Here is a 21217-nt window from a genome sequence, read left to right as displayed (position 1 = left end):
CATCAACGGCTGCCTAGCAGGCGCCGCAATTCGTAAAGTGGACGGGGTTTGCCGAAACGCGGCAAATTATGAATGACTTCCTGCAACGAGGTCGCGCCAGCCGCGGCCTTAACCAAGCCGTCCTCGACCAGCGTCACCAAACCGGCCGTCTCCAGACTAATCCGGCGAATTTCGTAGGAGGTTTTGCGTTGCAGGATCGCATCCTTGACCATTTCGTTCATCGACAACAATTCGAAGACGCAAACCCGGCCGGCATAACCGGTATAACGGCATTTTTCGCAGCCCCTACCCAACATGAAGGCTCCGCCTGTCAAATCGTCGAGCGTGATGTTCAAACGTCGTAACAAGGCCGGATCGGGACGGAAGGGTTCCGCGCAGTGACGGCAGACCCGTCGCAACAGACGCTGAGCCACCACCGATACCACGGTCGACGAGATCAAGAATGCTTCGATTTCCATATTGAGCAAACGCAACAGGCCGCCAATGCTATCCTCGGTATGAAACGTGGTCAAGACCTTGTGGCCGGTCAGCGCCGCTTGTATCGCGGTATCGGCGGAAAACCGGTCGCGAATCTCTCCGAGTACAATGATATCCGGGTCCTGACGCACAATATGGCGCAAGGTTTCTTCGTAGGTCAAATTGATCTTCGGATTGATCGAGCACTGAGCGACGCCGTCGATGACGTACTCGACCGGATCTTCGGCGGTAACGATACTGACTTCCGGCACATTCAAATAATCCACGGCACTGTACAAGGTCGTGGTTTTGCCGGAGCCGGTCGGACCGGTGATGATCACGACGCCGGTTGGCACGTCCAGCGAATCCTGGACAAAGCGCTCCAACATCAGCGGTGCCATGCCCACTTCGTGTATATCCAGCAATTCGGTCTTGCGGTTCAATAGCCGCAAAACGATTTTCTCGCCGTTGAGCGTGCTGAAAAACGAGGCCCGCATGTCGATGACATGACTCGTCCCGGCTTGTTCGAACTGGACGCGGCCGTCCTGGTGGCGCCGCTTTTCGGCGATGTCGGCACCGGCCATCACCTTGATCCGGCTGATTAAGGACTGAACCAGCTTCGACGAGAAATCGCGATAATGCACCATCATGCCATCGATCCGGAAACGAACCCGCAATTTGTGCTCCAGCGGCTCGATGTGGATATCGCTGGCCTCCAGGCGGATCGCTTCGTTGAAGATACTGTTGACGATCGCCACCACCGATTGTTCGGAAACCGAAACTTTCTCGGCGCCGGCGTTGCGCTCGAAATTCAACAAAAAACGCATGATCTGCGAATAGCGCCCGACCGCCGGGATAATCTCGCTGCCGAGCACATGTCTGGCCATTTCAATGGCCGCGTGGTCCAGGGGATCTCCAAACGCTACCAAAACGCCGTCTTCCTGTTTTTCGATCGGCAAGAAGCAGTGTTTGTTGGCCGACTTAAGCATCTGCCTGGACATCAAGGTTTGATCGACATTGGCAACGCTAAGATCGATGACCGAAATCCCCATCAAGTCCGCCAACACTTCCAACATTTTGGATTCGGCGATCAGATTGCGCTCGACCAGAATTTCGCCCAATCGCTTGCGGCCCAACTCCTGCTGTTGCGCGGCCAACGCCAGTTGCAAGTCGGTGTTGCCGATATAGCCGAATTCGACCAGGAAACGCCCAAGTTTGACTTTAACCGGATAGCGACGGAACAACTCGGCCAATTGAGGCTGGGTCACATAACCCAAATCGCAAAGCACGACCAAAATCGGCTTGGCGGATTCCAATTTACTTTGCACGCGCAAAGCGTATTTGAGTTTGGCCGCGTCGATAACACCTTGATCGACCATTAGCTTCAAAAAGGTCTCCGCGAAATCCGCGTCCGGACCGATCGCGCTGGAATCGTTGGGTAGCATGTGGATTTTATAGTGGACTAGGTGCGCCGCATCTCAAAGTGATTTCCACACCGAGGCCACATCGAAAACAAATCAGTCGAACGAACGCGTGCGGAAAGAGTGTGAGAGGCATTGATTGATTCAGTATTGAACAATTCGGGATATTATCACCTTGACAGGCGCCCAGCCAAACTCGGTCTGCCGCCGGCATGGATGTTCCCGAACTCGCCTCGGACAGGGATACCAAACCCGAGGCTCGCGTCAAAAGCCGAAGCGCGGATTATTTTCCCATAGTGTTATCTTAATCACATTTTAATTGAAAACTTATCTTCGTGTGCTTCAATACGGTCCGCTTTAAACACTCAATTGAGCATTTTCTACTGCAACCCACTCCCAAGGATCCACTCATGAGAAAACTGATCTTGCCGGCAATCTTTTTGCTGAGCACTCACGACGCCGGCGCGTCGACTGCATACGGTTCGCTCGGCAATTTCGACGCGGTCAACGATACCGGCGAAACCTGCCATGGCTTCGAGATCGAAATTGACGACATCCACAGCACCAGTATCGGCGGCACTTACTCATGGAATCATTACGGCATACCGAAGATTCGGGAAGACAATAGCGACCCCAACCACCCAAAAGTCTTCGTGCGCTACGAAGCCCCGACAGCGAGCGGCACCACGACAGGTTTTACCAACCCGGCCACGCCGGGCGCCATTTCTCCGACCAATGGCCATATGTGCACCAATCCCTCGGTCAACCAGGGTTGTGAGCATTTTGGCGTTGGGATCTACGGCTCTTACAGCACGATCAAATATAACTGGCTGGTCAAGGACGCCACCGGCAAAGTCGTCCTCGGTCCCGCGGTGAACGTCGGCACCCCGACATACACTTATCAGCCGCCGGTTTTCGTACAACCGCCGGTGATCAAACCGAATCCGGTTCCGAATCAACCGCCCATCGTCGAAGTTCCGGCCGTCGTGCAATTTCCGGCGCAAGTCGTCGCGGCGATTCCGGCACCGGTAGCACCTATTCCGCCGGCAAAGCAATTCGGCGAGCCGAGCTGGGTGAAGGTCATTAAAACCAAAACGCATAAAGTCCGGGTATTGGCCTTGGAAGAATTGGTAGGCGATGACAAAGATAACGACGGTCATTCCGATTGGACCAATGGCGAACCCGACGAAGTAGAGTCGGAATGGTATCTGTTGCAAACCAACAATAAAAACAATAAAAACAAATCCGAACTGGCCGGCAAGGCCGAGGACATGAAGGACGGACGGGATGTCGTGACCCGACGCTACGAGTTCTACGAATATGTGGGTCCGGCCGCTTCGATAGACGGCGAAAGCGGCGAAGCCATGTGCGATGCGGTGGGTGCCGACAATGTCAGCGGTGTTGACGTTGTGACCGTTACCGACGCGAACGGTAACGACACCGAATTCGACTGCGCTAGCGTGGCCATCGTCGGCGCATACCGTGGTGCGCAAATGGGCGAATTCAACGCAGCCGCACCGCTTTCGACGATTAACGAAATTCAAAGCGGCAACGTTGGCCAAGCCTTCCCGCAACGCGCGGTCGTTTTCGGCGGCAACACGCCGTATGTAACGACGACCGGCGGTACCCTGCCTAACGGTTTGACGATCGCTTCCAGTACCGGCGTATTGTCCGGCACCCCATCCAAAGTCGGCGTATTTAACTTTTTTGTTGAATCCACCGATGCCGACGGCAGCATCGTTAACAAAAACTACACCGTTAAAGTGACCGGCCCCGGCGATACCGACGCCGACAACGACATCGACTCCGCCGATTTGGCAACGATTAAAGCCAAGTACGGCGCAGCGGTCGCGGCAAATGACCCGGCAGATTTAAACAACGACCGCAAGGTTAATATCGCCGACTATCGGAAAGCCGCGTCGCTTTGCACCAAACCGCAATGCGCCTTGGTCACGCCGACACCCTAATCGCTAACACTCTTTCAGCCAAGGCCGGGAACATTCCTCCCGGCCAATTTAACGACGGACTCTTTTATGATGATGCACAAACACCTTTTCTCTAAAGTGCTTGCACTTGGATTCGCGGCCTTCGTTTCCAACGCGAACGCCACAACCTTGACCATCGAATTACCTGGCAATACCGATCTTTACACAGCCGAGGTAGGCTCGTTTTTCGATGCGAATATTTATGTCGATGGTCTGGCGGACTTCGGCGGATTCGATTTCAATCTAACGTATAACAGCGCCAACCTGTCCGCCGAATTACTGACCAGCGCCAGTATTTTCGGCGCGGATACCGAAACCTTCGCCAATTCCATCTCGACGGTCGGCGGCGGCAAAATTCATTTCGCGGAAGCTATTTCGGCGACTTCCACGCTGGAAGCGGGTTTAAACATTACCGCTCCGACGCTACTAGGCACCGTCAAATTCAAAGCGCTAAACGCCGCGCTGAATAACCCGCTGAATATTACCAACCCAATTGTGTATTCATTCGACGGTACTTCGCTGGCCGGTTCGTTGCGCGGCGCGAATGTGACCATTATCCCCGCTCAAGATCCCGCACCGGTACCTGTGCCGGCTGCCGCTTTTTTGTTTGCGCCCGGTTTATTGGCGATATTCGGACGTCGTAACCGCAATACTAGCGTGAAGGGTTAATCCGCTGTAACGATACAACTCGAAGTAAAAAAATCCCTCTCCCTACGGAGGGGGATAAACCTCAATGTCCGTTATGCCGCTGGCTTCGACTCCGCTCAGCCAGCGACTTACAAGGACGGTAACCGTTTTACTTACCGGTCGCCGTCGAAAATCGTTCCAGCGCTAACCCTGCTCATGATGGCTGCGCTCTGACACGATCAAACCGTCTTCCATGTACAGCACGTGATCCATGCGCGCGGCCAAATCGGGGTCGTGAGTGACCACCAAAAAGCTGACTTGCAGCTCCCGATTCAACTCCAGCATCAGTTGATAGATCTGTTCGGCGGTTTTGCTGTCCAGATTACCGGTCGGTTCGTCGGCCAACACGCATTTCGGTTTATTGATCAATGCTCTCGCCACGGCGGCGCGCTGGCGTTCGCCGCCGGACAACTCGCCGGGCTTATGCGCCATACGATGCCCCAACCCCACTCTTTTCAACAGTTCTACCGCTTGCTGTCTAGCGTGTTTAATCGACTGATTTCCGATCAGCAGCGGCATCGCCACGTTTTCGAGGATCGTAAATTCGCCCAGCAGATGGTGAAACTGATAAATAAAGCCGAGGGCTCGATTACGCAATTGGCTGAGTTTGCCGGCGCCGATCTTATTTAAATCGGCCCCGTCGAGTACCACCGAACCGGCACTGGGCTTTTCCAAACCGCCCAGCAAGTGCAACAAGGTGCTCTTGCCCGATCCCGACGCCCCCATGATCGCCACGCGCTCGCCAGCGGCTATCGACAGATCGACACCCTTCAACACTTCGACATTCAAATCGCCCTGCACGTAACGCTTGGTCAGACCGGCACATTGCAAAATCACGGGATTACTCATAGCGCAGCACCTCGGCCGGATTCACTTTGGCGGCCTGCCAGGCCGGATACAAGGTCGCCAGCAACGACAACAAAAATGCCGCGCAAGCGATCCAATACACATCGCCCCAAATCAGTTTGGACGGCACCTCGCTGATGTAATAGACGTCCGAAGGCATGAAATTGACACCGAAGGTTTTTTCGATGGCTGGCACTATCGTTTCGACGTTCAAGGCCAGCGACACGCCGCCGACAATTCCTAACAAAGTTCCTATACTGCCGATCACGCAGCCCAATACGATAAAGATACCCATGACCGATCCGTTGCTCAGACCCTGGGTTTTCAAAATGGCGATATCGCCGCGTTTGTCGGTAACCACCATCACCAAGGTCGAAACGATGTTGAAAGCCGCCACCGCGACGATCAGTAATAGGATCACGAACATCGCGCGTTTTTCGGTCTGCACCGCTTTAAAGAAATTGCTGTGGGCGCGCGTCCAATCGCTGACCCGATAGTCGTCGCCCAAGGTATCGGCCAAGCTTTGAGTAATGCGCGGGGCATTGAACAAATCGTCGAGCTTCAGGCGCAGGCCCGACACCGCCGGCTCGATTCGGAACAACTTGCCGGCGTCGTCCAGATGCATCAAGGCCATGTTGCGGTCGTATTCGTACATCCCTACCTGAAACACGCCAACCACGGTGAAGCGCTTCATCCTGGGCAAAATCCCGGCTGGCGTCGAATTGATCTGCGGAGTAATCACAGTGACTTTATCGCCCATCATCACGCCCAAATAACTGGCGAGTTCCGCGCCGAGTATGATGCCGAATTCGCCTGGTTTCAGATCGGTTAACGCGCCGAATTTCATATTCGCGGCGACTTCGGAAACCTTGCTTTCGAATTCCGGCAACACGCCTTGCAACAACGTTCCGCTGACTTGGCGATCCGCGTTGATCATCACTTGGCCGTGAATGAACGGCGCAGCCCCCAATACATGCGGCAAACCGTGGGTACGGTTTTCCAACAGCCGCCAGTCCTCCAATTGCCCGTAGCGACCGGTGATCGTGCTATGGGCAGTCATGCCCAGGATCCGCTCGCGCAGTTCGGCCTCGAACCCGTTCATCACCGACAGCACCGTGATCAACGCGGTAACCCCGAGAGCAATGCCGAGCACCGAGGTCAAAGTGATGAATGAAATGAATTGGGTACGCTTCTTGGCACGGGTGTAGCGCAACCCGATGTACAGGATCAGGGGTTTGAACATAAGTGGGGAATCAGGGATTTTTACTGCACTCGGCGCAATAGCCGTAGAGGTACAAGCTGTGGTCGGTCAAGGTATAGCCCAGACGGCGAGCGATTGCGTCCTGCTGCTTTTCGATGACTTCATCGGTAAACTCGTCGACCCTGCCGCATTTCATGCAGACGACGTGGTCGTGATGGCTGCCGCTGTTCAATTCGAATATCGAGTTGCCGCCTTCGAAATGGTGGCGATTGACTAGACCAGCCGCCTCGAATTGGGTCAGAACCCGGTATACGGTGGCGAGACCGATTTCCTCGCCTTCGGCGAGCAAAATCTTGTAGAGTTTTTCGGCGGATAGGTGGTGGTCGTCTTGCTGTTTTTCGAGTATTTCCAGAATTTTCAGTCTGGGCAACGTCACTTTTAACCCGGCGTTACGCAAATCCTTAGTTTCCACAAGCCTATCCCCGTCTAACAGTCAATCCCGGCATTGTATCGTTTTTTACGGTCAGGCGCTGGGTGAATTATGGGATAATGGTCGTCCGTTTCCGACCGAATTCACTGGATGATGCAATGAAAAAACTGGCCGTTTTGCTCGCCGCCGGCCTGGCGCTGCCGGGTTGCTCCACCATTTTGAACAACCTCCCCGGCGTTTACTCTTTGGATATAGAGCAAGGCAACATCATCGACCAAAGCATGGTCGATCAACTTCGCCCAAACATGACCAAACGCCAAGTGCTTTACATCATGGGTTCGCCGATGCTGGCCGACGCCTTTCACGAGCGGCGTTGGGATTACTTATACTCCGAACAACCCAGCGGCGAAGATCGCGTGCAAAAACGCATTTCGCTATTTTTCAACGGCGAGAATCTGATGGGGGTCCAAGGCGACTTCCGCCCCAGTTCCCTGCCGGTCGTCAAGGAATCGACCGAAACCAGCGTGGATTTACCCAAGCGCGAACTGGACCGGTCGATGTGGGAAAAAATCAGCGGCATCTTTAGCGACGAGCCGGATACCTTGCCGCGCCGGACCGGCGCCGCGAACTCCACCGACGCCAAACCCGAGCCAGCGGCGGCGGAAAAAGGCAAGGAAATCCTCGAAGAGGACGTCGAACAATAAGCCGAGCGACTCAGGATTTGCGATTGTCGTCGGCTTTCAACAAACCACCGGCGATCGCGATGAAATTGTCGGCGGCCTTGATCAGCGCCGGCGCGGTCAATCCGTAAATGCCGTAAACGTCGCTGGCCGTACCGTGATCCCGACGAATTTTCTGCAACAGAGGTTCGAAATCCCCGTCGCCGGACAGTAAAATCACCCGATCCACTTCGGCGGCGTAATCCAACACATCCAACGTGATGCCGACATCCCAGTCGCCCTTGCTGCTCCCGTCGCGACGCAAGATGTAGGGTTTTAGTTTTACCGTGAAACCGATATTTCTCAGTATGTTTTGAAACGCCTGCTGCTTGCCGTCCCCGCGCTCGATCGCGTAGGCGATGGCGACAACGACTTGCGCATCGGAGGTCGCCAAACGCCAAAACGCGGTGTAATCGAAGTGACGTTGATAGCGTTGCCGAGTCGTGTAGTAAATGTTTTGAACATCGACAAATATCGCTATCTTCTCCATCCGGCTCAGCCCAGAAACGAACAGCAATAGTCGCTGGCCACCCGAACCTTCATCGTAAACTCGGCATTGCCGGCCACGTTAAACGACTCGCCGCCCTTGACGGTTTGCCAAGCATCGCTGCCCGGCAAGCGCACATCCAGTTCGCCGGCCAGAATTTCCATCAACTCCGGCGCACCGGTGTTGAAGGTATATTCGCCGGGCTGCATAAAGCCCAGGGTTTTGCGGCTGCCGTCGGCAAACAGAATGGTCCGGCTGTTAACCTTACCGTCGAAATAGACGTTGGCTTGCTTGACGATGGATACGTTGTTGAATTCGGTCATATTACGAGTCCGTGGGTAAAAAAGGAGCGCAATCATATCAGATCGACTCGCTTTCGAATCGCAAAAAGCCGGGGAGCAGTCGGCTTGTCCGATCCACTGGCAACCCGTTCGACGGCAAAACCGGCCGGGTCCAGCGCATGGCACCACGTTGTCAGCCGTTCGGTTTCGATATCCCCGCCCGGATGACCGGGATAAGCCAATACCGTCAAGATCCCGGTGGAGGCCAACAAGCGACAAGCCGTTTCCAAAGCGGTTAACGTCGCTGCCGCCGTCGTGACGACCGCTTTGTCGCCGCCCGGCAGATAACCGAGATTGAACATCACCGCCGCCAACTTGCCGTGCCATTGTGGCGGAATGTGAACCGCCATTTCGGCGTGACTCGCCAGCGTCAACGCCGCCCGCCCTTGAAAACCGTCCTCGCGCAAGCGCGACCGAGTGTTTTCCAAAGCGCGCGCTTGCACATCAAATCCGAACAGCGTGCCGCCCGCTCCGACGCATTGCGCCAGAAATGCGGCATCATGACCGTTACCCAACGTTGCGTCGACGACGACGTCGCCGGGCTTAACGCATTCGCCCACCAGGGCGTGCGCGCGCTCAACCAGGGAAATGCGAGTCATGGTATCGAGACACGTCGCACCAAGCCGGCAAATCCGCCTTCTGCTGCAAAAAGTCGGCAAAGCGTTCGGCCAGCCAGGGAATGGTCAAACTACCCTTGCTGCCGAAACCGTTGAATATATAGAGATTCCGGTGCCGGGGATGACATCCCAGAAATGGCTGCTTGTCCAACGTGGTCGGGCGAATACCGGCCCGATGCTGTTCGATTCGAATGTCGACCGACGCGGGGTACACGTTCCTTAAGTCAGCCAGCAGCGCTTGCTTGCCGGCTTCGGTCGGAACCGCGTCCAGTTGCGTGGTATCGTAGGTCGCGCCGGTTTTAAAACGTCCATCGCCCACCGGCACCAACCAATGCCGGTAATGCAACATGGTCTCCGGCAGTGGCCCTGTCGTTACGCCGGTCAGAATTTCGCCTTTGGCCGGCTGAAACGGCAAACCGCCGAACCACGGGTTAAAACGGGCGCGATGTCCCTCGCAGAATACGATGCAGCGCGGAGCCAGCTCTCGCCAGCGAAGTTCGGATGCCAACGCGATTTCCCGACAATCGAACTCGGCCGTACGATAAACGCCCATCGCCAGCAGGGCTTCGCGAATTTGCCCCAACAAAGCCTCGGTCCTTAAAAAACCGGTGCTAGTTTGCAGGACCGCGCCAAACGGCGATCGCAAGCCTACGGGCAAAGTTGCGTCGAAGGTCAGAAAGCCTTCGTATATTGGGTCTTCCAGCCGAGCGACCACCCGCTGACGATCGCGCTCATCCCGCAACAGCCGCAACATCGGCATTTCGACGAAAAACGCTTGCCCAAAGTGATTCGCCAACGCCTGGTAGCAAGACATCGCCGCCGGCAACATCTGCGACAGATATGCCGCCTTTACCCAGCGCCGACCGGTGATCGGGTTAATCAAACCCGCCGCGACTTTCGACGCGCTCTCCCGACCGTCGTCAACCAACACGACGCGCAGCCGGCGCCGCAGTAAAGTCCAGGCTAGCAGGCTGCCGGCCAAACCCTGACCGACGATCAAAACGTCGATTTTCACTTATTTGGCCGTCAAGACCTCTCCGCTAAAGCGGATGCCGTCCCAACCGTCGCGCATGAAACGGCGAATATTTTGATGATCGTCGCCATCCGGGTGTTCGAGTACGTCCTTGCGATAATAATCGCCGAACAAACTCAAGGTCTGCTCTACCGTCAAACCCTGCAACGCGCCGAACGCAAACAGCTTACACGACCCTTCGTTTTGCCCGGCGCGATTGAGCAAGGGCTCTATTGACCCGTTACTGAATTCGGTCGGCTGGTAGTGATAATTTTCCGAAATCACGGTGATCGAATCTTGAAATGTCACCGGTTGGTCATCTCGAATCTTCAGTAAAAATTCGTTAAGCATCATTGGCTTACTCATGAAACTCCTTTATAGTTGAGACAATTAGAGACCATATCGCCCAAAACGCAGGCATAAAAGATTATAATTGAATGAAATATCTAGCCATTCGCGCTGCAACCGGCTAAATTTATCCAAGACGCATTGCTGTTACATTTTGTCCATACAATCCGCGACGGCGGCGTAGAATTGTCGGGACCGTACGGATCGCAACCTCAATAACATCATAAGGGAAACATTTTGAAACAGGTAATTACTCTTTTGTCGTTTTGTCTGCTTTTTCCGGCGGTAACCCGCGCCGAGCCCGAACTCCAAGCCACCGCGATTCCGAGCGAACCGGCCGTTAGCCCAACCCCGCCGCCAGCACCCAACGTCATCGTCGAGACCACCGACTACGCGGCTTACCAACTGTCTCCCGGCGACGCCCTGGAAGTCACGGTGTGGAAGGAAGAAGGCTTGCAACAATTGCAGATCCTGATCGCTCCCGACGGGACCATCGTATTCCCGCTGATCGGCACCGTCGCCGCGTCCGGCAAAACCATCTCCGAATTGAAGGACAATCTGACGGCTCGTCTGGCCGATTACATCTCCGACCCGTCGGTCAGCGTCAAGCTGCTCAACAATCAAGGTAATTCAGTGTTCGTTATCGGCAAGGTCAACAAACCCGGTCAAGTGTTTTCCGGCCGGCGCCTGGACGTTCTGCAAGCACTCAGTTTGGCGGGCGGTTTGTCGATTTTTGCGAAGGAAGGCTCTATCAGTATCTTGCGCAGAAACGGCAATGAAATCCAAGTGTTTCCTTTTGACTACGGCGATGTCATCGATGGCGAAGATCTGGAACAGAACATACTGCTGGAACCCGGAGACACTGTTACCGTACCTTAAGGACCTAGATAGAAACGACTATCTATGACTATCAAAAAGGATTTACTGGTAACTGCGATGGCGCTTTGTCCAGCCGGCAGTTATGCTCTCGAATTACTGCTGCAACCCGATTTCAGGCTCAAGGAACGCTATGAAGACAACTTGCGCATGCAGCCCAAGCCTAGCCGCGACAATTGGATCAGCACCGTTTCGCCCAGCCTGACCTTTGGGTATTTGGCCGACGACAACGAATTGAAATCCAGCTTCAGATGGAATGAGTTAATTTACCACGGCAACTCGGAGTTGGACTTTTCCGAAAAGATTGCGGACATCAATCACTTGTTCAAGGGCGAGCGCTTTAAAACCGACATCTCGGCCAATTATGCCGAAGAATCGTCGATCAACACCCAGTTGGACCTAACCGGCTCCGGCGATGTACAAACTCAAGTGCCGCGTAATACCAAATCAATCGCCCCTAACATTAGCTACAGCCTGACAGAGAAAGACACACTACAGTTCAGTTTCGCTTACGTAGAAGTGGCCTTCGATCGCAAGCCAAATCTGACCAACGCGATTCGGTATTCCGATTACGATAATACTCAATATTCGTTAACTGCCGTGCACAATTTTAGCGAGCGGCTCTCCGCCAACGTGTCCACGAGCTACGCGGACTTCAAGTCGAGCAGCAATTCGCCGATAAACCCACTGTTACCCACCTTCACTCGAGCGTACTCACAAGGGTCTCAAACGCTTACCTATCAAATGGGCATGCAATACACCTTTGACGAAGCCACTCAAGTCTCGCTGTCGGCCGGTCTGAGGGACACCAATACTCAAACGTCGAGCGCAAATCAGCTCCGCGGATTAACCATCCCCGGCAGCGCGTTCTCGCAATCTTCCAGCAAAATCGGGCATGTGTTCTCCGCCAACCTGACTCATGCAGAAGATTGGGGCAACTTTAACCTATCGGCCGGCCAGCAATTGAACCCGGCCAGCAGCGGCACCCAACAACAATCGACTACATTCGGGTTGCGAAGCAAATACAACTTAACTGAGCGCCTCAGCACCGGATTTAACGCGAACTACTTGATCTCGGAGTCTCAGTCGACTCTGAGCTCGGCAAACACCAATACTAGCCGAACCTATTTAACCATCTCCCCGAATTTACGCTGGCGCTGGACCGAGGATATCGACCTTGATTTGTCTTATACCTATCGAGACCGCTCCTTCGCGTCCGAAAATCAGACTTCGATAGGCAACAGCGTACAACTACAATTTTCTTATCAACCGCAAATCAATCGTCAGGTGAAATAGCGTGGACAATCAAACCCTCGACATCAAGGACTACCTAAAAATCATCAAGCGGCGCAGGCGGTTTTTATATATTCCCTTCCTGATCATTGCATGTATCGCCGCCGTTCTCGCCGTAGCCTTGCCGGCCACCTATCGCTCGACTTCCACGATTTTGATCGAAGCCCAGGAAATTCCGGTCGACTTAGTACGCTCGACTGTGACAACCTTCGCCGACCAGCGGATTCAAATTATCAGCCAGCGCATCATGACCCGGCCCAACCTGTCGGAAATCATTAGAAAGTACGATCTCTATGCCGACAACCGCAAGAGCGAACCAGAAGAAAAAATCCTGGAGAAAATGCGCAGCCGAATTAAGGTCGAAACCATCAGCGCCGACGTGGCCGACCAACGTAATGGAAAACCCACTCAAGCGACGATCGCCTTTACGCTGACATTCGATGATCGTTCGCCGGTTTTGGCGCAAAAAGTCGCCAACGAACTGACGTCGTTGTTCTTGAAAGAAAACATCAAAGCGCGTACCGAATCCGCTGAAAATGCCGCGATGTTCCTCAGTGAGGAATCCAAGCGCCTGAAGGTCAAGATCCAGGAAATTCAAAATGCCTTGGCTAACTTCAAGGAAAAAAACCTGAATCAATTGCCGCAAATTAGCGCCCTGAACCAACAAGAACTGACGTCCCTAAGTAACCAACTATTGTCGCTGGACAGTCAGGAGCGCTCGCTACATGACCGGCGTTTTTATCTGGAGGGCGAACTGGCTCAACTCGATCCCAATGCGCTGGCGGTCAATGCCACCGGCAACCGGGTTTTCGATATGAAAGACCGTTTGAAGGAACTGCAATCGCAATATCCCTCGGTTTTATCGACCCATTCCGCAAGCCATCCGGACGTCATTAAAATCAAGCGCGAAATCGATTCCTTACAGAAAGAAATCGGCTCTAACGACGACCTTAACAAATTGAACGCCGAGCTGACCGACAAAAAAGCCGAGCAAGCCCTGCTATTGAAGCAATACTCCGAGAAACACCCGGATGTACAAAAATTGCAGAAGCAGATCACCGCGTTGCAACAAAGCCTGGTGGAAGCTAAATCGTCGGGCTACAGCAATGTTTCGCTAAAACCGGACAATCCGGCCTATATCACATTGAAATCGCAGCTTGATTCGGTCAATACCGAAATCGAATCGCTCAATTACACTCGCGGAAAAATCCAAACCAAAATGGAGGATCTGCGTAGTAGCCTGCGCCAAGCGCCTTTGGTCGAAAAGGAATACAGCGATTTGATCCAAGAACTGGACAACACCAATCTGCGCTACCGCGAAGTGAGCGCCCGCGAGATGGAAGCGCAAATCTCGCAACAATTGGAATTAGAACGCAAGGGCGAGCGCTTTACCCTGATCGACCCGCCGCAAGAGCCGCTGGAGCCCTTTAGCCCCAACCGCATCGCAATCTTGGTGCTGGGCATAGTCTTCGCTGGCGCCTGCGGTTTCGGCGCCGTTGCGTTAACTGAAATGGTGGATTCCACAATCAATAGCCCAAAGGCCGTCGCGGCGATTCTAGGCTCGGAGCCGCTGGCTACGATACCGTATTTGGAAAGCCAGCAGGAGAAACAACAGCAAAGCAAGCATCGGTTAATTCTGATTATCGCGGCGATCGGCGCCGGTCTTGCCGCGTTAATCGCATTTCATTTCATCGTCATGCCGCTCGACGTATTTTGGTACAAACTGCTGCGCGTCGCGGGCAACGCTTAAAACACCAGGGAACCCGCCATGAACTCCATCGAAAATTTAGCGGATAAAAATACCGCAAACCCGGCCGCCGGGCTGCCTAGCGATAAAGTCAACATCGCCTACACCCAAACCAAGGTACAAAAAGCCGACGAGCGCCTGCTCAAGCAAAATCGGATCATATCCGCCTTCCCTCAGGGCAAATGGCTGGAGTCCTATCGCATGCTGCGCACCCGTTGCTTGCAGCAAATGGATGCGATGGAATGGAAAACCGTAGCCATCACCAGCACAGGCTCCGGAACCGGCAATAGCCTCACCGCCGCCAATCTAGCCATCAGCATGGCGATGGAGTTGGACCGCACCGCATTATTGGTGGACGCCAATTTGCAAAATCCCAGCCAGCATCAGTTGTTCGGCTTTCCACAAGGCGCCGGCCTCAGCGACTATCTCCTCAACGACAGCGAATTGAGCACGATGCTGGTCAACCCCGGTATCGAACGCCTAGTGGTTTTGCCGGCCGGCAAACCGCTGTTCAATTCGACCGAGATGTTGCGTTCTCCGAAAATGGTTCGTCTGGTTAACGAACTGAAAAGCCGCTATCCGTCGCGGATTATCATATTCGACATGCCGCCGATACTGTCGCACGACGACACCTTGGGTTTCTCGCCCTACGTCGATTGCGTGTTGCTGGTCGTTGACGAAGGACATACCAAAACCGAGGAGCTAAAACACGCCGCAAATTTGCTGAAAGGCATAGACTTGCTCGGCAGCGTATTCAATAAAGCCACCGACGAGACACTCTCTTTCGAACAAGTCTGAATGCCGCGCTTTAAAGCTCGTTGAAATGACTTTCGAGTCGATTACGGTTTTAGGCGCAACTTACCGCTCCGACACTTTAAACCCGATCGGCTAAAGAAACTTTCCAGACCATCAAACAATAAAAAAGGCTAGTTCCCAACGGAACTAGCCTTTTTAGTTTGGCGACTTGCCGGTTTAAAGCTTCGCCAACGTTTCCTTGGCTTCCGCTAAGCCGTCGAATTCAACCTTACCGTCCACCGCCTTTTGCAATTGCTCCTTGGCATTAACGGTATCGTTCAGTTTGAAATACACCATACCTAAATGGTAGCGGCTGATCGCGGCATTCGGCGCTTTCTCGACAACCTGTAGCAACAACTCCTTGGCTCTGTCGAACTTACCCTGTTTGTAAGCAATCCAACCGACGGTATCCAGCAAGTTCGCGTTGTTCGCCTTAGCCAAAGGTTCGGCCATTTTCTCGGCGCGCTGCAAATTCTCGGGCGTCGCCGCGAAATCGGAAATGTAGCTGGCCAAATTATTGACCGCCACCGCCGAATCCGGATGGGCTTTATAAGACTCTTCGTAGAGAGCCAAAACCTTCTCGTGATTACCGCTGCGGTGTATCAGCCGCGCCAAGTCGTCGACCAGTTCCAACGCGCCGTTGGTTTTTTCGATACCTTTGCGGTAGATCGCTTCGGCTTCAGGCTGATTCTTCTGCGCGAGTTCGATCAGCGCCAAGTTCCGATACGGGCTGTACCACTCCGGCTTGATCGTCAACGCCTTTTGATAAATGGCTTTGGCGTCGGCGAATTTTTGTTGGTTCAAATAAACGCCGCCGAGCAAATTGTAAGCGACGAAATGGTCGGGCTGCTGTTTGATGACTTGCTGTAGTTTGGCGACCGCCTTCTCGGGTTGCTTCAACACCAACAAACTTTTGACCATCTCGGTTAGCGGCTCGATGGCATCGGGTTTGCGGTCCAAGGCTTTTTGAAAGGCCTCGACACTGGCCTCCAGTTTGTTTTCAGCCTGATAACCCAATCCCGACATATAAAAACCGGTGGCATCCTTATCGGATAGTTGCTGTACCTGGGTCGCGACATCCTGGGCTTTATCCCAGTGCTTTTGACTGAGTTCGAACTTAAACAATGCTTCCAAACCTTTCAAACTTTTAGGGTTGGCCTTGATCAACGCTTCCAACTGCTGCTTGGCTTGATCCTGCCGACCCGCCTTCATGAACAAGCCTGCCAAATCCATGCGCGCGACCTCGTCGGCGGGAGCCGCCGCGACGACTTTTTCCATGTTTTCCCTAGCCAGTTCATCTTCATTGTTACGCAGATGTGCCGCGGCCAGCAATTTCAAGACCGCAATATTGTTGGGCTGATCGACCAGTACCGAACGGAAATCGGAAATCGCTTCCGGCATTTTGTTGTCGTTCAGCGCGAATTGGCCCCGCAAGGTCAACGCCTCGGCATCACGCGGATTGTTGTCCAACACCTCCTTGTTCAAGACCTTCGCTTCATCGACGCGCTTGGTCATCGAATACAACGCGGCCAACTTGTTGCGGGCACTGATACCGCTGGCTCCCAGTTTATCGAGCTCGACCACCTCTTTTAACGTGGCTTCGGCCTTATCGACTTGCTTCTGCCCTAGCTGGATGTTGGCCAGTTTGAAGCGCAAATCGTAAGCGTCCGGTTTCTTTTCGATCATCGGCAACAACTCGGCGGTTGCCACTTCCGGACTGCGCTTTTCAAGCAAGAAATCCACCAAATAGGATTTGGCGGTATCGTTGTCCGGGAGCTGTTGAACCGCGTCGCGCAATGTCGCCTCGGCTTTATCCAGTTGCTGAGTACTGACTTGGAACAAAGCCAAGGTTCGGTAATGCTGCAGTTGTTGCGGCTCAAGTTTGATCAATGAAGCCAGCAAAGTCTCGGCTTCGCCGAGTTGGCCGGATTTGGCGTAAAGGCCGGCCAGCATGCTGCGCAACGGCACGCTGTCGGCCTTCTTTTCACTGGCTTGCTTGAGCAAACCAATAGCCTTATCGACTTGATTCAATTTGGTTTGAATCGAAGCCATCATCAGCGTGGCCGACACGTCGTCCGGACTCTGTTTCAACGCACGCTCGATCGTGGCAATCGCGGTGTCGTCATTGTTTTTCGCCGCCTGAACGCCCGCCAACAACACCAAGGCCTCGACATTGTCCGGTTGCTTCGCCAGGGCTTCGCCGGCCATTTTTTCAGCTTCGTCCACCGCCCGATTCAGTAATAACAGCTGGCCAACCCTAACGCGCGCCATTACATGATTTTCACTGTTGGCGACAACGGTACTATATTCCTTGAAAGCGTTTTCAATTTTCCCTTGCTTGCTCAGAGCCTCGGCCATTTGATAACGGCTTTCCCAATCCTTGGGATCGATTTGCAACACATTTTTGAAAGCAAGCTGGGCTTTCTCGAAATCGCCGGCCTGCAGCAACTGCTTACCTTCGTCCATGTATTTGGCTTTACGCTCTTCGGCGCCGTTACAGGCTACCAAGCCCGTGGTCAGCACCGCAATGCCCAGAGTCTTTAAAAAGGTTGTTTTTGTCGTCATTGCGTATCTCGCTAGTTCCTGCGTTTGATGAATAACTGCCGGCAAGTGAAGGTGCCTGTTCAAATTTTAACGTATTTGCAAGGTCAAGCAGTGCCGGAATCGGCAAAAACCGTGCGTTGCTGGGTGCGACATGATGACGCACCCAGCAACGGCGTAAAGCGGCAGGGGATTTGCATGAGGATTTTGGCGCCAAAGTCGGCAAACCGACGGTATCGAACGCCAAGCCATACCGTCGCTCATCACCACCCGTGCCGGCGCCTAGCCAGCATAAGCGGCTGACCTGAGAATAAATGCAATTCCTCGCGAGCCGCTATCGCTACAGGATAAAACCGGCCCGAAAGTATTGCCCTCGGGACTAACGCCCGGACTGCGACTCGTCAGAATTCAGCTTTTCCGCGTCGAACTTGTCTTGGTAATCTTGTACCAGACTTTCCATTTCGACTTTGTCGAATTGCAAGAGAGGTTCGTCGCCGACCAGCGCGGTCAAGGTACCGCGATTTTGATAGCGCTCCAGCAACTCGCTGGCGGCTTGGTAAAGTTTAACGTTACGCCTGGCGCATTCTTGCAAATGCTGCTCGACATCCTGCTGCTTGCCGCGCGAAACGTTCAACTGTTTGGTCAAGTCTGCCTGAGTCTGGCTGAGCTGACGATGTTTGTCTTGCCAGTCCTGTAACGCGGCTTGGGACCTATCCAAACGTTGCTTGGCATCGCCGACGGCATTGCGTTGGGCCGCCAACGCACCGCTCAATTCGTCCTTGGCCGCCTGCGCCGCCAATTTCTCCTTTTTCAAACGGTCGATTTCCTGGGAAAGTTTGGCCGCATCGGCTTGCGCGGCGTCGCGTTCGCCTGTCAAGCTTTTAACCAGCGCCTGCAACTTCAACACCGCCGCGCTATCCCCCTTGGCTTCGCGCGGTGCCGCCTGCGCTGCGCCAACGACCGTCGTGGCTAGAATGGCCGCCATCAAACCCGTTTTCATTGCCGATCCCATGCCAGCCTCCTAAAATTGGGTATTGATGTCCATCTGCAACACGTCAATACCCCAGGGCGGACCGCTGATCATATCGGCGCTGAGCCAGCGGCCGGTCAGCCAGACGTTTTTCATCAGGCCGTAATTGCCGCCAACGAACCAGCCCTTGACGTTGGTACCGCCCAAATGGAAGTCCGAATCGGTGAAGGCATCCAACACCGCGTCGCGCCCAACGTATTTGTAGGCCGCGAACACGTTCCAATTGCCGGCCACTTCCACTTTCGGCCAGCCGAAGTCGGCGCGAAATTGCCAGGCGTTGGTTTTTTCATCGACCGGCAAACCGTATCTAGCGCTAACTAAAGCTTTGTTGAAGCCGATGTTTTTCGCGTAATCGCCGCTAAACCTTAGGTGGTAGGGCGCAAACACCGCCATATCGTAGGATGCGTTGATATTGACGATGTTGAAGTCAGAGGCTAAGCCGACCATGGCCGGAAAACCCGTTCGCGACGCCAGGTCGTTACGGTTGCCCTCCGCGCAGATCGTCGCGTACGTATTGCCTCCTTGCAAGAAACTCGGCCTCGAAGCGTTATTAGCCGCAGTATTGTTATCGCAAGTAAATGTGGTCGAGGTGTTTTGGTTCGCCTCGACGTTCACATAATCGAAATACGCGCCGGACAACTTCAAACTATCTTGGTTGTCGAATCCCAATTCGAGACCGGCCTGACCGCCGAACAGCCATTTATCGTTGCTGAACGCGGTTTCCTGCAACGGAAACGCGCCTGCCGTTATAAACACCGAATCCGAGTGATCGGTATTCTCCAGTAAGCTGTCCGAGCCACCCAGGCGCTGCCTGACCGTGGCGGCAAAACCCTCGAACGACAAATCGGTATCCCATACCAACTCGCTACCACCGCTGAATTCGCCGCCGCCGGTATACCAAGGGTTCTTGATCCGGCCACCGCTCAAGGTCAGCCACTTGAATTTGTTGTCGTCAACCCCGTCGTACTGCAGATAAGCTCTATCGACCGTGAATTCGTAACGATTACCAAAATTGGCCAAGGTCTGGTTGGTTGAAACCGGATCGCGCTGGTTACCGGTCGCCAAACGCACACCAGCCTTGACGCTATCGGTAATACTAGCGTCTATACCCAAGCGCAAGCGCTCGCGGAAACGCTGGCGATCATTGGTCGAGTTTTGAAACAACGTTAAGTTATCTTGCGCATTGGTGAAGCCGCCAGCGTCATTCAAGGCTTGGTAGTTAAAATACGAGTCGGCGATATTGTCCTGGGCCATATACTCATGCTGCGAACGCAAGCGAATGTCGCCGGACAGCTTGAAACGCTTAGTCCATTCCGGTAATGCGTTCGGCAAGCCCCATTGTTCGTTCTTGGCTTTTTGCATCACGTCGCCGACGACTTCTTCACGCAGCTCGCTACGCACCTGCTGGCGAATCTCGTCCTTGACGAAATCGGGTACGTAGGCCACCCTGACCTCGTCGGCCGGCACAGCTTCCTTGGCGCCGGCCGCCTTGGCTTGCGCCACCTGTTGCTCCGCGTCGACCTCGGCCTGCTTGATCATCTCATTGGCCATCTTATCGGTAATCACGCCCTGCTTGACCAATTGCTTGATCAAATTGGTGGTGGTGTTTCGCAGCTTCAGCAACTCCTCCTTTTCGCCGGCCTGCGCCGTGCCGATCAGCCCGGACAATGCCAGGGCCATCAGCCGTTTTTTGTTCGCCATGGATCTACCTGTTTAGATTTATAGTCGTGATGAAATTTTTAACTTGATCGGTTGCTGCATGCCGGGCGGCGGCGGCTCGGCGACGCGCTTGAATTTCTCCAGCGAGCGCGTCAGCAATTCGTCGATCTCCGCGTCGTTACTGCCTTTCGCCAATTCCAGACGTTCAACCGACCCATCCGACTTCAGCCAAATTTTGACGATGGCGGTATAACCCTTGCGCCGTAAATCGTCGTGACTACTCAGTAAGTTGGTGATGTCGCTCTTGATCAAGCCGCCGTACCAGGCGTAGGGACTGCCTCCGCCGAACAGGCCGGTACCACCCTTGCGCGCCGCCAGCCCAAACCCGTCGGAACCCGCCGAACCTTCGGCATCCAAACCCAAATCACGGGCCGGCGCTTCGTCGGGCGGCGTTTCCTCGGGTTTGGCTTCCGGCTCGGGCTCCGGCTCCTCGATTTTTTCCTTGATTTCCGGCTCGGGCGGCTTTTCGACCTTGGGCGGTGGCGGGGGCGGTGGCGGCGGTTTCAGCAAGGTAATCGGCTGAATCTTCTTTTCGCCGCGCGCCGGCTTTTCGTTGATGAACTCGCCGATCACCTTGACGATGTAATAGATCGCCAAGGCCGCCAGCGCAAAACCGATCAGACGCGGGATATACACCCGCCAATGTTTGTGTCCGGACATAAGACG

At 54.1% G+C, this 21217-nt stretch carries 20 protein-coding genes; 7 read left to right on the top strand and 13 right to left on the bottom strand.

The window, feature by feature from the left end; genetic code table 11:
* Positions 1 to 2: 2 nt before the first annotated feature.
* Positions 3 to 1901: a GspE/PulE family protein gene (locus ACQE3E_RS06985; RefSeq protein WP_427501408.1), complete on the bottom strand. Its 1899-nt coding sequence runs from the start codon at positions 1899 to 1901 to the stop codon at positions 3 to 5.
* A gap of 386 nt (positions 1902 to 2287) precedes the next feature.
* Between ACQE3E_RS06985 and ACQE3E_RS06980 the strand changes: the two genes are divergently transcribed.
* Both ACQE3E_RS06980 and ACQE3E_RS06975 read left to right on the top strand, forming a co-directional pair.
* The gene (locus ACQE3E_RS06980) at positions 2288 to 3844 is read left to right on the top strand and encodes a putative Ig domain-containing protein (protein WP_064026814.1); all 1557 of its coding nucleotides are present in this window, start codon (positions 2288 to 2290) and stop codon (positions 3842 to 3844) included.
* Positions 3845 to 3910: 66 nt separating this feature from the next.
* Positions 3911 to 4531 (top strand): cohesin domain-containing protein, encoded by a 621-nt coding sequence (locus tag ACQE3E_RS06975; RefSeq protein ID WP_064026812.1) that lies wholly within the window; start codon positions 3911 to 3913, stop codon positions 4529 to 4531.
* A gap of 162 nt (positions 4532 to 4693) precedes the next feature.
* On the opposite strand, the gene lolD is transcribed toward ACQE3E_RS06975, so the two are convergent.
* From lolD to fur, 3 genes are read right to left on the bottom strand one after another with little or no spacing between them, the layout of a single operon-like run.
* Complete coding sequence (gene lolD, locus ACQE3E_RS06970) at positions 4694 to 5398, bottom strand: lipoprotein-releasing ABC transporter ATP-binding protein LolD (protein WP_313728606.1); 705 nt, start codon at positions 5396 to 5398, stop codon at positions 4694 to 4696.
* A complete protein-coding gene (locus tag ACQE3E_RS06965; protein ID WP_313728607.1) occupies positions 5391 to 6638 on the bottom strand; it encodes a lipoprotein-releasing ABC transporter permease subunit in 1248 nt (415 codons plus the stop codon). Before ACQE3E_RS06965 ends, lolD begins: the two co-directional genes overlap by 8 nt.
* Before the next feature lie 10 nt (positions 6639 to 6648).
* Positions 6649 to 7068, bottom strand: a complete 420-nt coding sequence (gene fur, locus ACQE3E_RS06960) for a ferric iron uptake transcriptional regulator (RefSeq protein ID WP_064026744.1) — start codon at positions 7066 to 7068, stop codon at positions 6649 to 6651.
* Between the two features lie 116 nt (positions 7069 to 7184).
* Here fur and ACQE3E_RS06955 point away from each other — a divergent pair, with 116 nt between their 5' ends.
* Entirely contained in the window at positions 7185 to 7730 is a 546-nt protein-coding gene (locus ACQE3E_RS06955) for an outer membrane protein assembly factor BamE (protein ID WP_313728608.1), read from the top strand.
* A 10-nt stretch (positions 7731 to 7740) separates the two neighbouring features.
* On the opposite strand, the gene ACQE3E_RS06950 is transcribed toward ACQE3E_RS06955, so the two are convergent.
* Genes ACQE3E_RS06950 through ACQE3E_RS06930 form a run of 5 tightly spaced genes read right to left on the bottom strand, consistent with a single transcriptional unit; the run spans position 7741 to position 10568 of the window.
* Positions 7741 to 8235 carry an NYN domain-containing protein gene (locus tag ACQE3E_RS06950; RefSeq protein WP_064026749.1) on the bottom strand — a complete coding sequence of 165 codons (495 nt, stop codon included), beginning with the start codon at positions 8233 to 8235 and terminating at the stop codon, positions 7741 to 7743.
* Between the two features lie 5 nt (positions 8236 to 8240).
* On the bottom strand, positions 8241 to 8555 hold the full coding sequence (locus ACQE3E_RS06945; RefSeq protein ID WP_168033646.1) for a pyrimidine/purine nucleoside phosphorylase: 315 nt from the start codon (positions 8553 to 8555) through the stop codon (positions 8241 to 8243).
* Positions 8556 to 8587: 32 nt separating this feature from the next.
* Positions 8588 to 9172, bottom strand: a complete 585-nt coding sequence (locus ACQE3E_RS06940; RefSeq protein ID WP_313728609.1) for a class I SAM-dependent methyltransferase — start codon at positions 9170 to 9172, stop codon at positions 8588 to 8590.
* Complete coding sequence (locus ACQE3E_RS06935) at positions 9150 to 10205, bottom strand: NAD(P)/FAD-dependent oxidoreductase (protein ID WP_313728610.1); 1056 nt, start codon at positions 10203 to 10205, stop codon at positions 9150 to 9152. The genes ACQE3E_RS06940 and ACQE3E_RS06935 overlap by 23 nt, the downstream gene beginning before the upstream one ends.
* Entirely contained in the window at positions 10206 to 10568 is a 363-nt protein-coding gene (locus tag ACQE3E_RS06930) for a HopJ type III effector protein (RefSeq protein WP_313728611.1), read from the bottom strand. It abuts the gene before it with no gap.
* A gap of 219 nt (positions 10569 to 10787) precedes the next feature.
* On the opposite strand from ACQE3E_RS06930, the gene ACQE3E_RS06925 reads away from it, so the two are divergent.
* The 4 genes from ACQE3E_RS06925 to ACQE3E_RS06910 are packed head-to-tail and all read left to right on the top strand — an operon-like array spanning position 10788 to position 15264.
* Positions 10788 to 11429 carry a polysaccharide biosynthesis/export family protein gene (locus ACQE3E_RS06925; RefSeq protein WP_313728612.1) on the top strand — a complete coding sequence of 214 codons (642 nt, stop codon included), beginning with the start codon at positions 10788 to 10790 and terminating at the stop codon, positions 11427 to 11429.
* A 24-nt stretch (positions 11430 to 11453) separates the two neighbouring features.
* The gene (locus ACQE3E_RS06920) at positions 11454 to 12722 is read left to right on the top strand and encodes a hypothetical protein (protein ID WP_168033653.1); all 1269 of its coding nucleotides are present in this window, start codon (positions 11454 to 11456) and stop codon (positions 12720 to 12722) included.
* 1 nt (position 12723) lies between these two features.
* The gene (locus tag ACQE3E_RS06915; RefSeq protein ID WP_313728613.1) at positions 12724 to 14469 is read left to right on the top strand and encodes a lipopolysaccharide biosynthesis protein; all 1746 of its coding nucleotides are present in this window, start codon (positions 12724 to 12726) and stop codon (positions 14467 to 14469) included.
* Positions 14470 to 14487: 18 nt separating this feature from the next.
* A complete protein-coding gene (locus ACQE3E_RS06910) occupies positions 14488 to 15264 on the top strand; it encodes a CpsD/CapB family tyrosine-protein kinase (RefSeq protein WP_168033655.1) in 777 nt (258 codons plus the stop codon).
* A 174-nt stretch (positions 15265 to 15438) separates the two neighbouring features.
* On the opposite strand, the gene ACQE3E_RS06905 is transcribed toward ACQE3E_RS06910, so the two are convergent.
* The 4 genes from ACQE3E_RS06905 to ACQE3E_RS06890 all read right to left on the bottom strand — a co-directional run bounded on the left by ACQE3E_RS06905 (position 15439) and on the right by ACQE3E_RS06890 (position 21211).
* Positions 15439 to 17826 carry a tetratricopeptide repeat protein gene (locus ACQE3E_RS06905; protein ID WP_313728614.1) on the bottom strand — a complete coding sequence of 796 codons (2388 nt, stop codon included), beginning with the start codon at positions 17824 to 17826 and terminating at the stop codon, positions 15439 to 15441.
* 355 nt (positions 17827 to 18181) lie between these two features.
* Positions 18182 to 18814: a hypothetical protein gene (locus tag ACQE3E_RS06900; protein ID WP_313728615.1), complete on the bottom strand. Its 633-nt coding sequence runs from the start codon at positions 18812 to 18814 to the stop codon at positions 18182 to 18184.
* Between the two features lie 9 nt (positions 18815 to 18823).
* Positions 18824 to 20533, bottom strand: a complete 1710-nt coding sequence (locus ACQE3E_RS06895) for a putative porin (protein ID WP_168033661.1) — start codon at positions 20531 to 20533, stop codon at positions 18824 to 18826.
* An 18-nt stretch (positions 20534 to 20551) separates the two neighbouring features.
* Entirely contained in the window at positions 20552 to 21211 is a 660-nt protein-coding gene (locus ACQE3E_RS06890) for an energy transducer TonB family protein (RefSeq protein WP_313728616.1), read from the bottom strand.
* Positions 21212 to 21217: the final 6 nt, after the last annotated feature.

The sequence above is a fragment of the Methylomonas sp. MED-D genome, from assembly GCF_050276835.1.
GTDB classification, from domain to species: domain Bacteria; phylum Pseudomonadota; class Gammaproteobacteria; order Methylococcales; family Methylomonadaceae; genus Methylomonas; species Methylomonas koyamae_A.
This window is presented reverse-complemented; position numbering and strand designations above follow the sequence as displayed.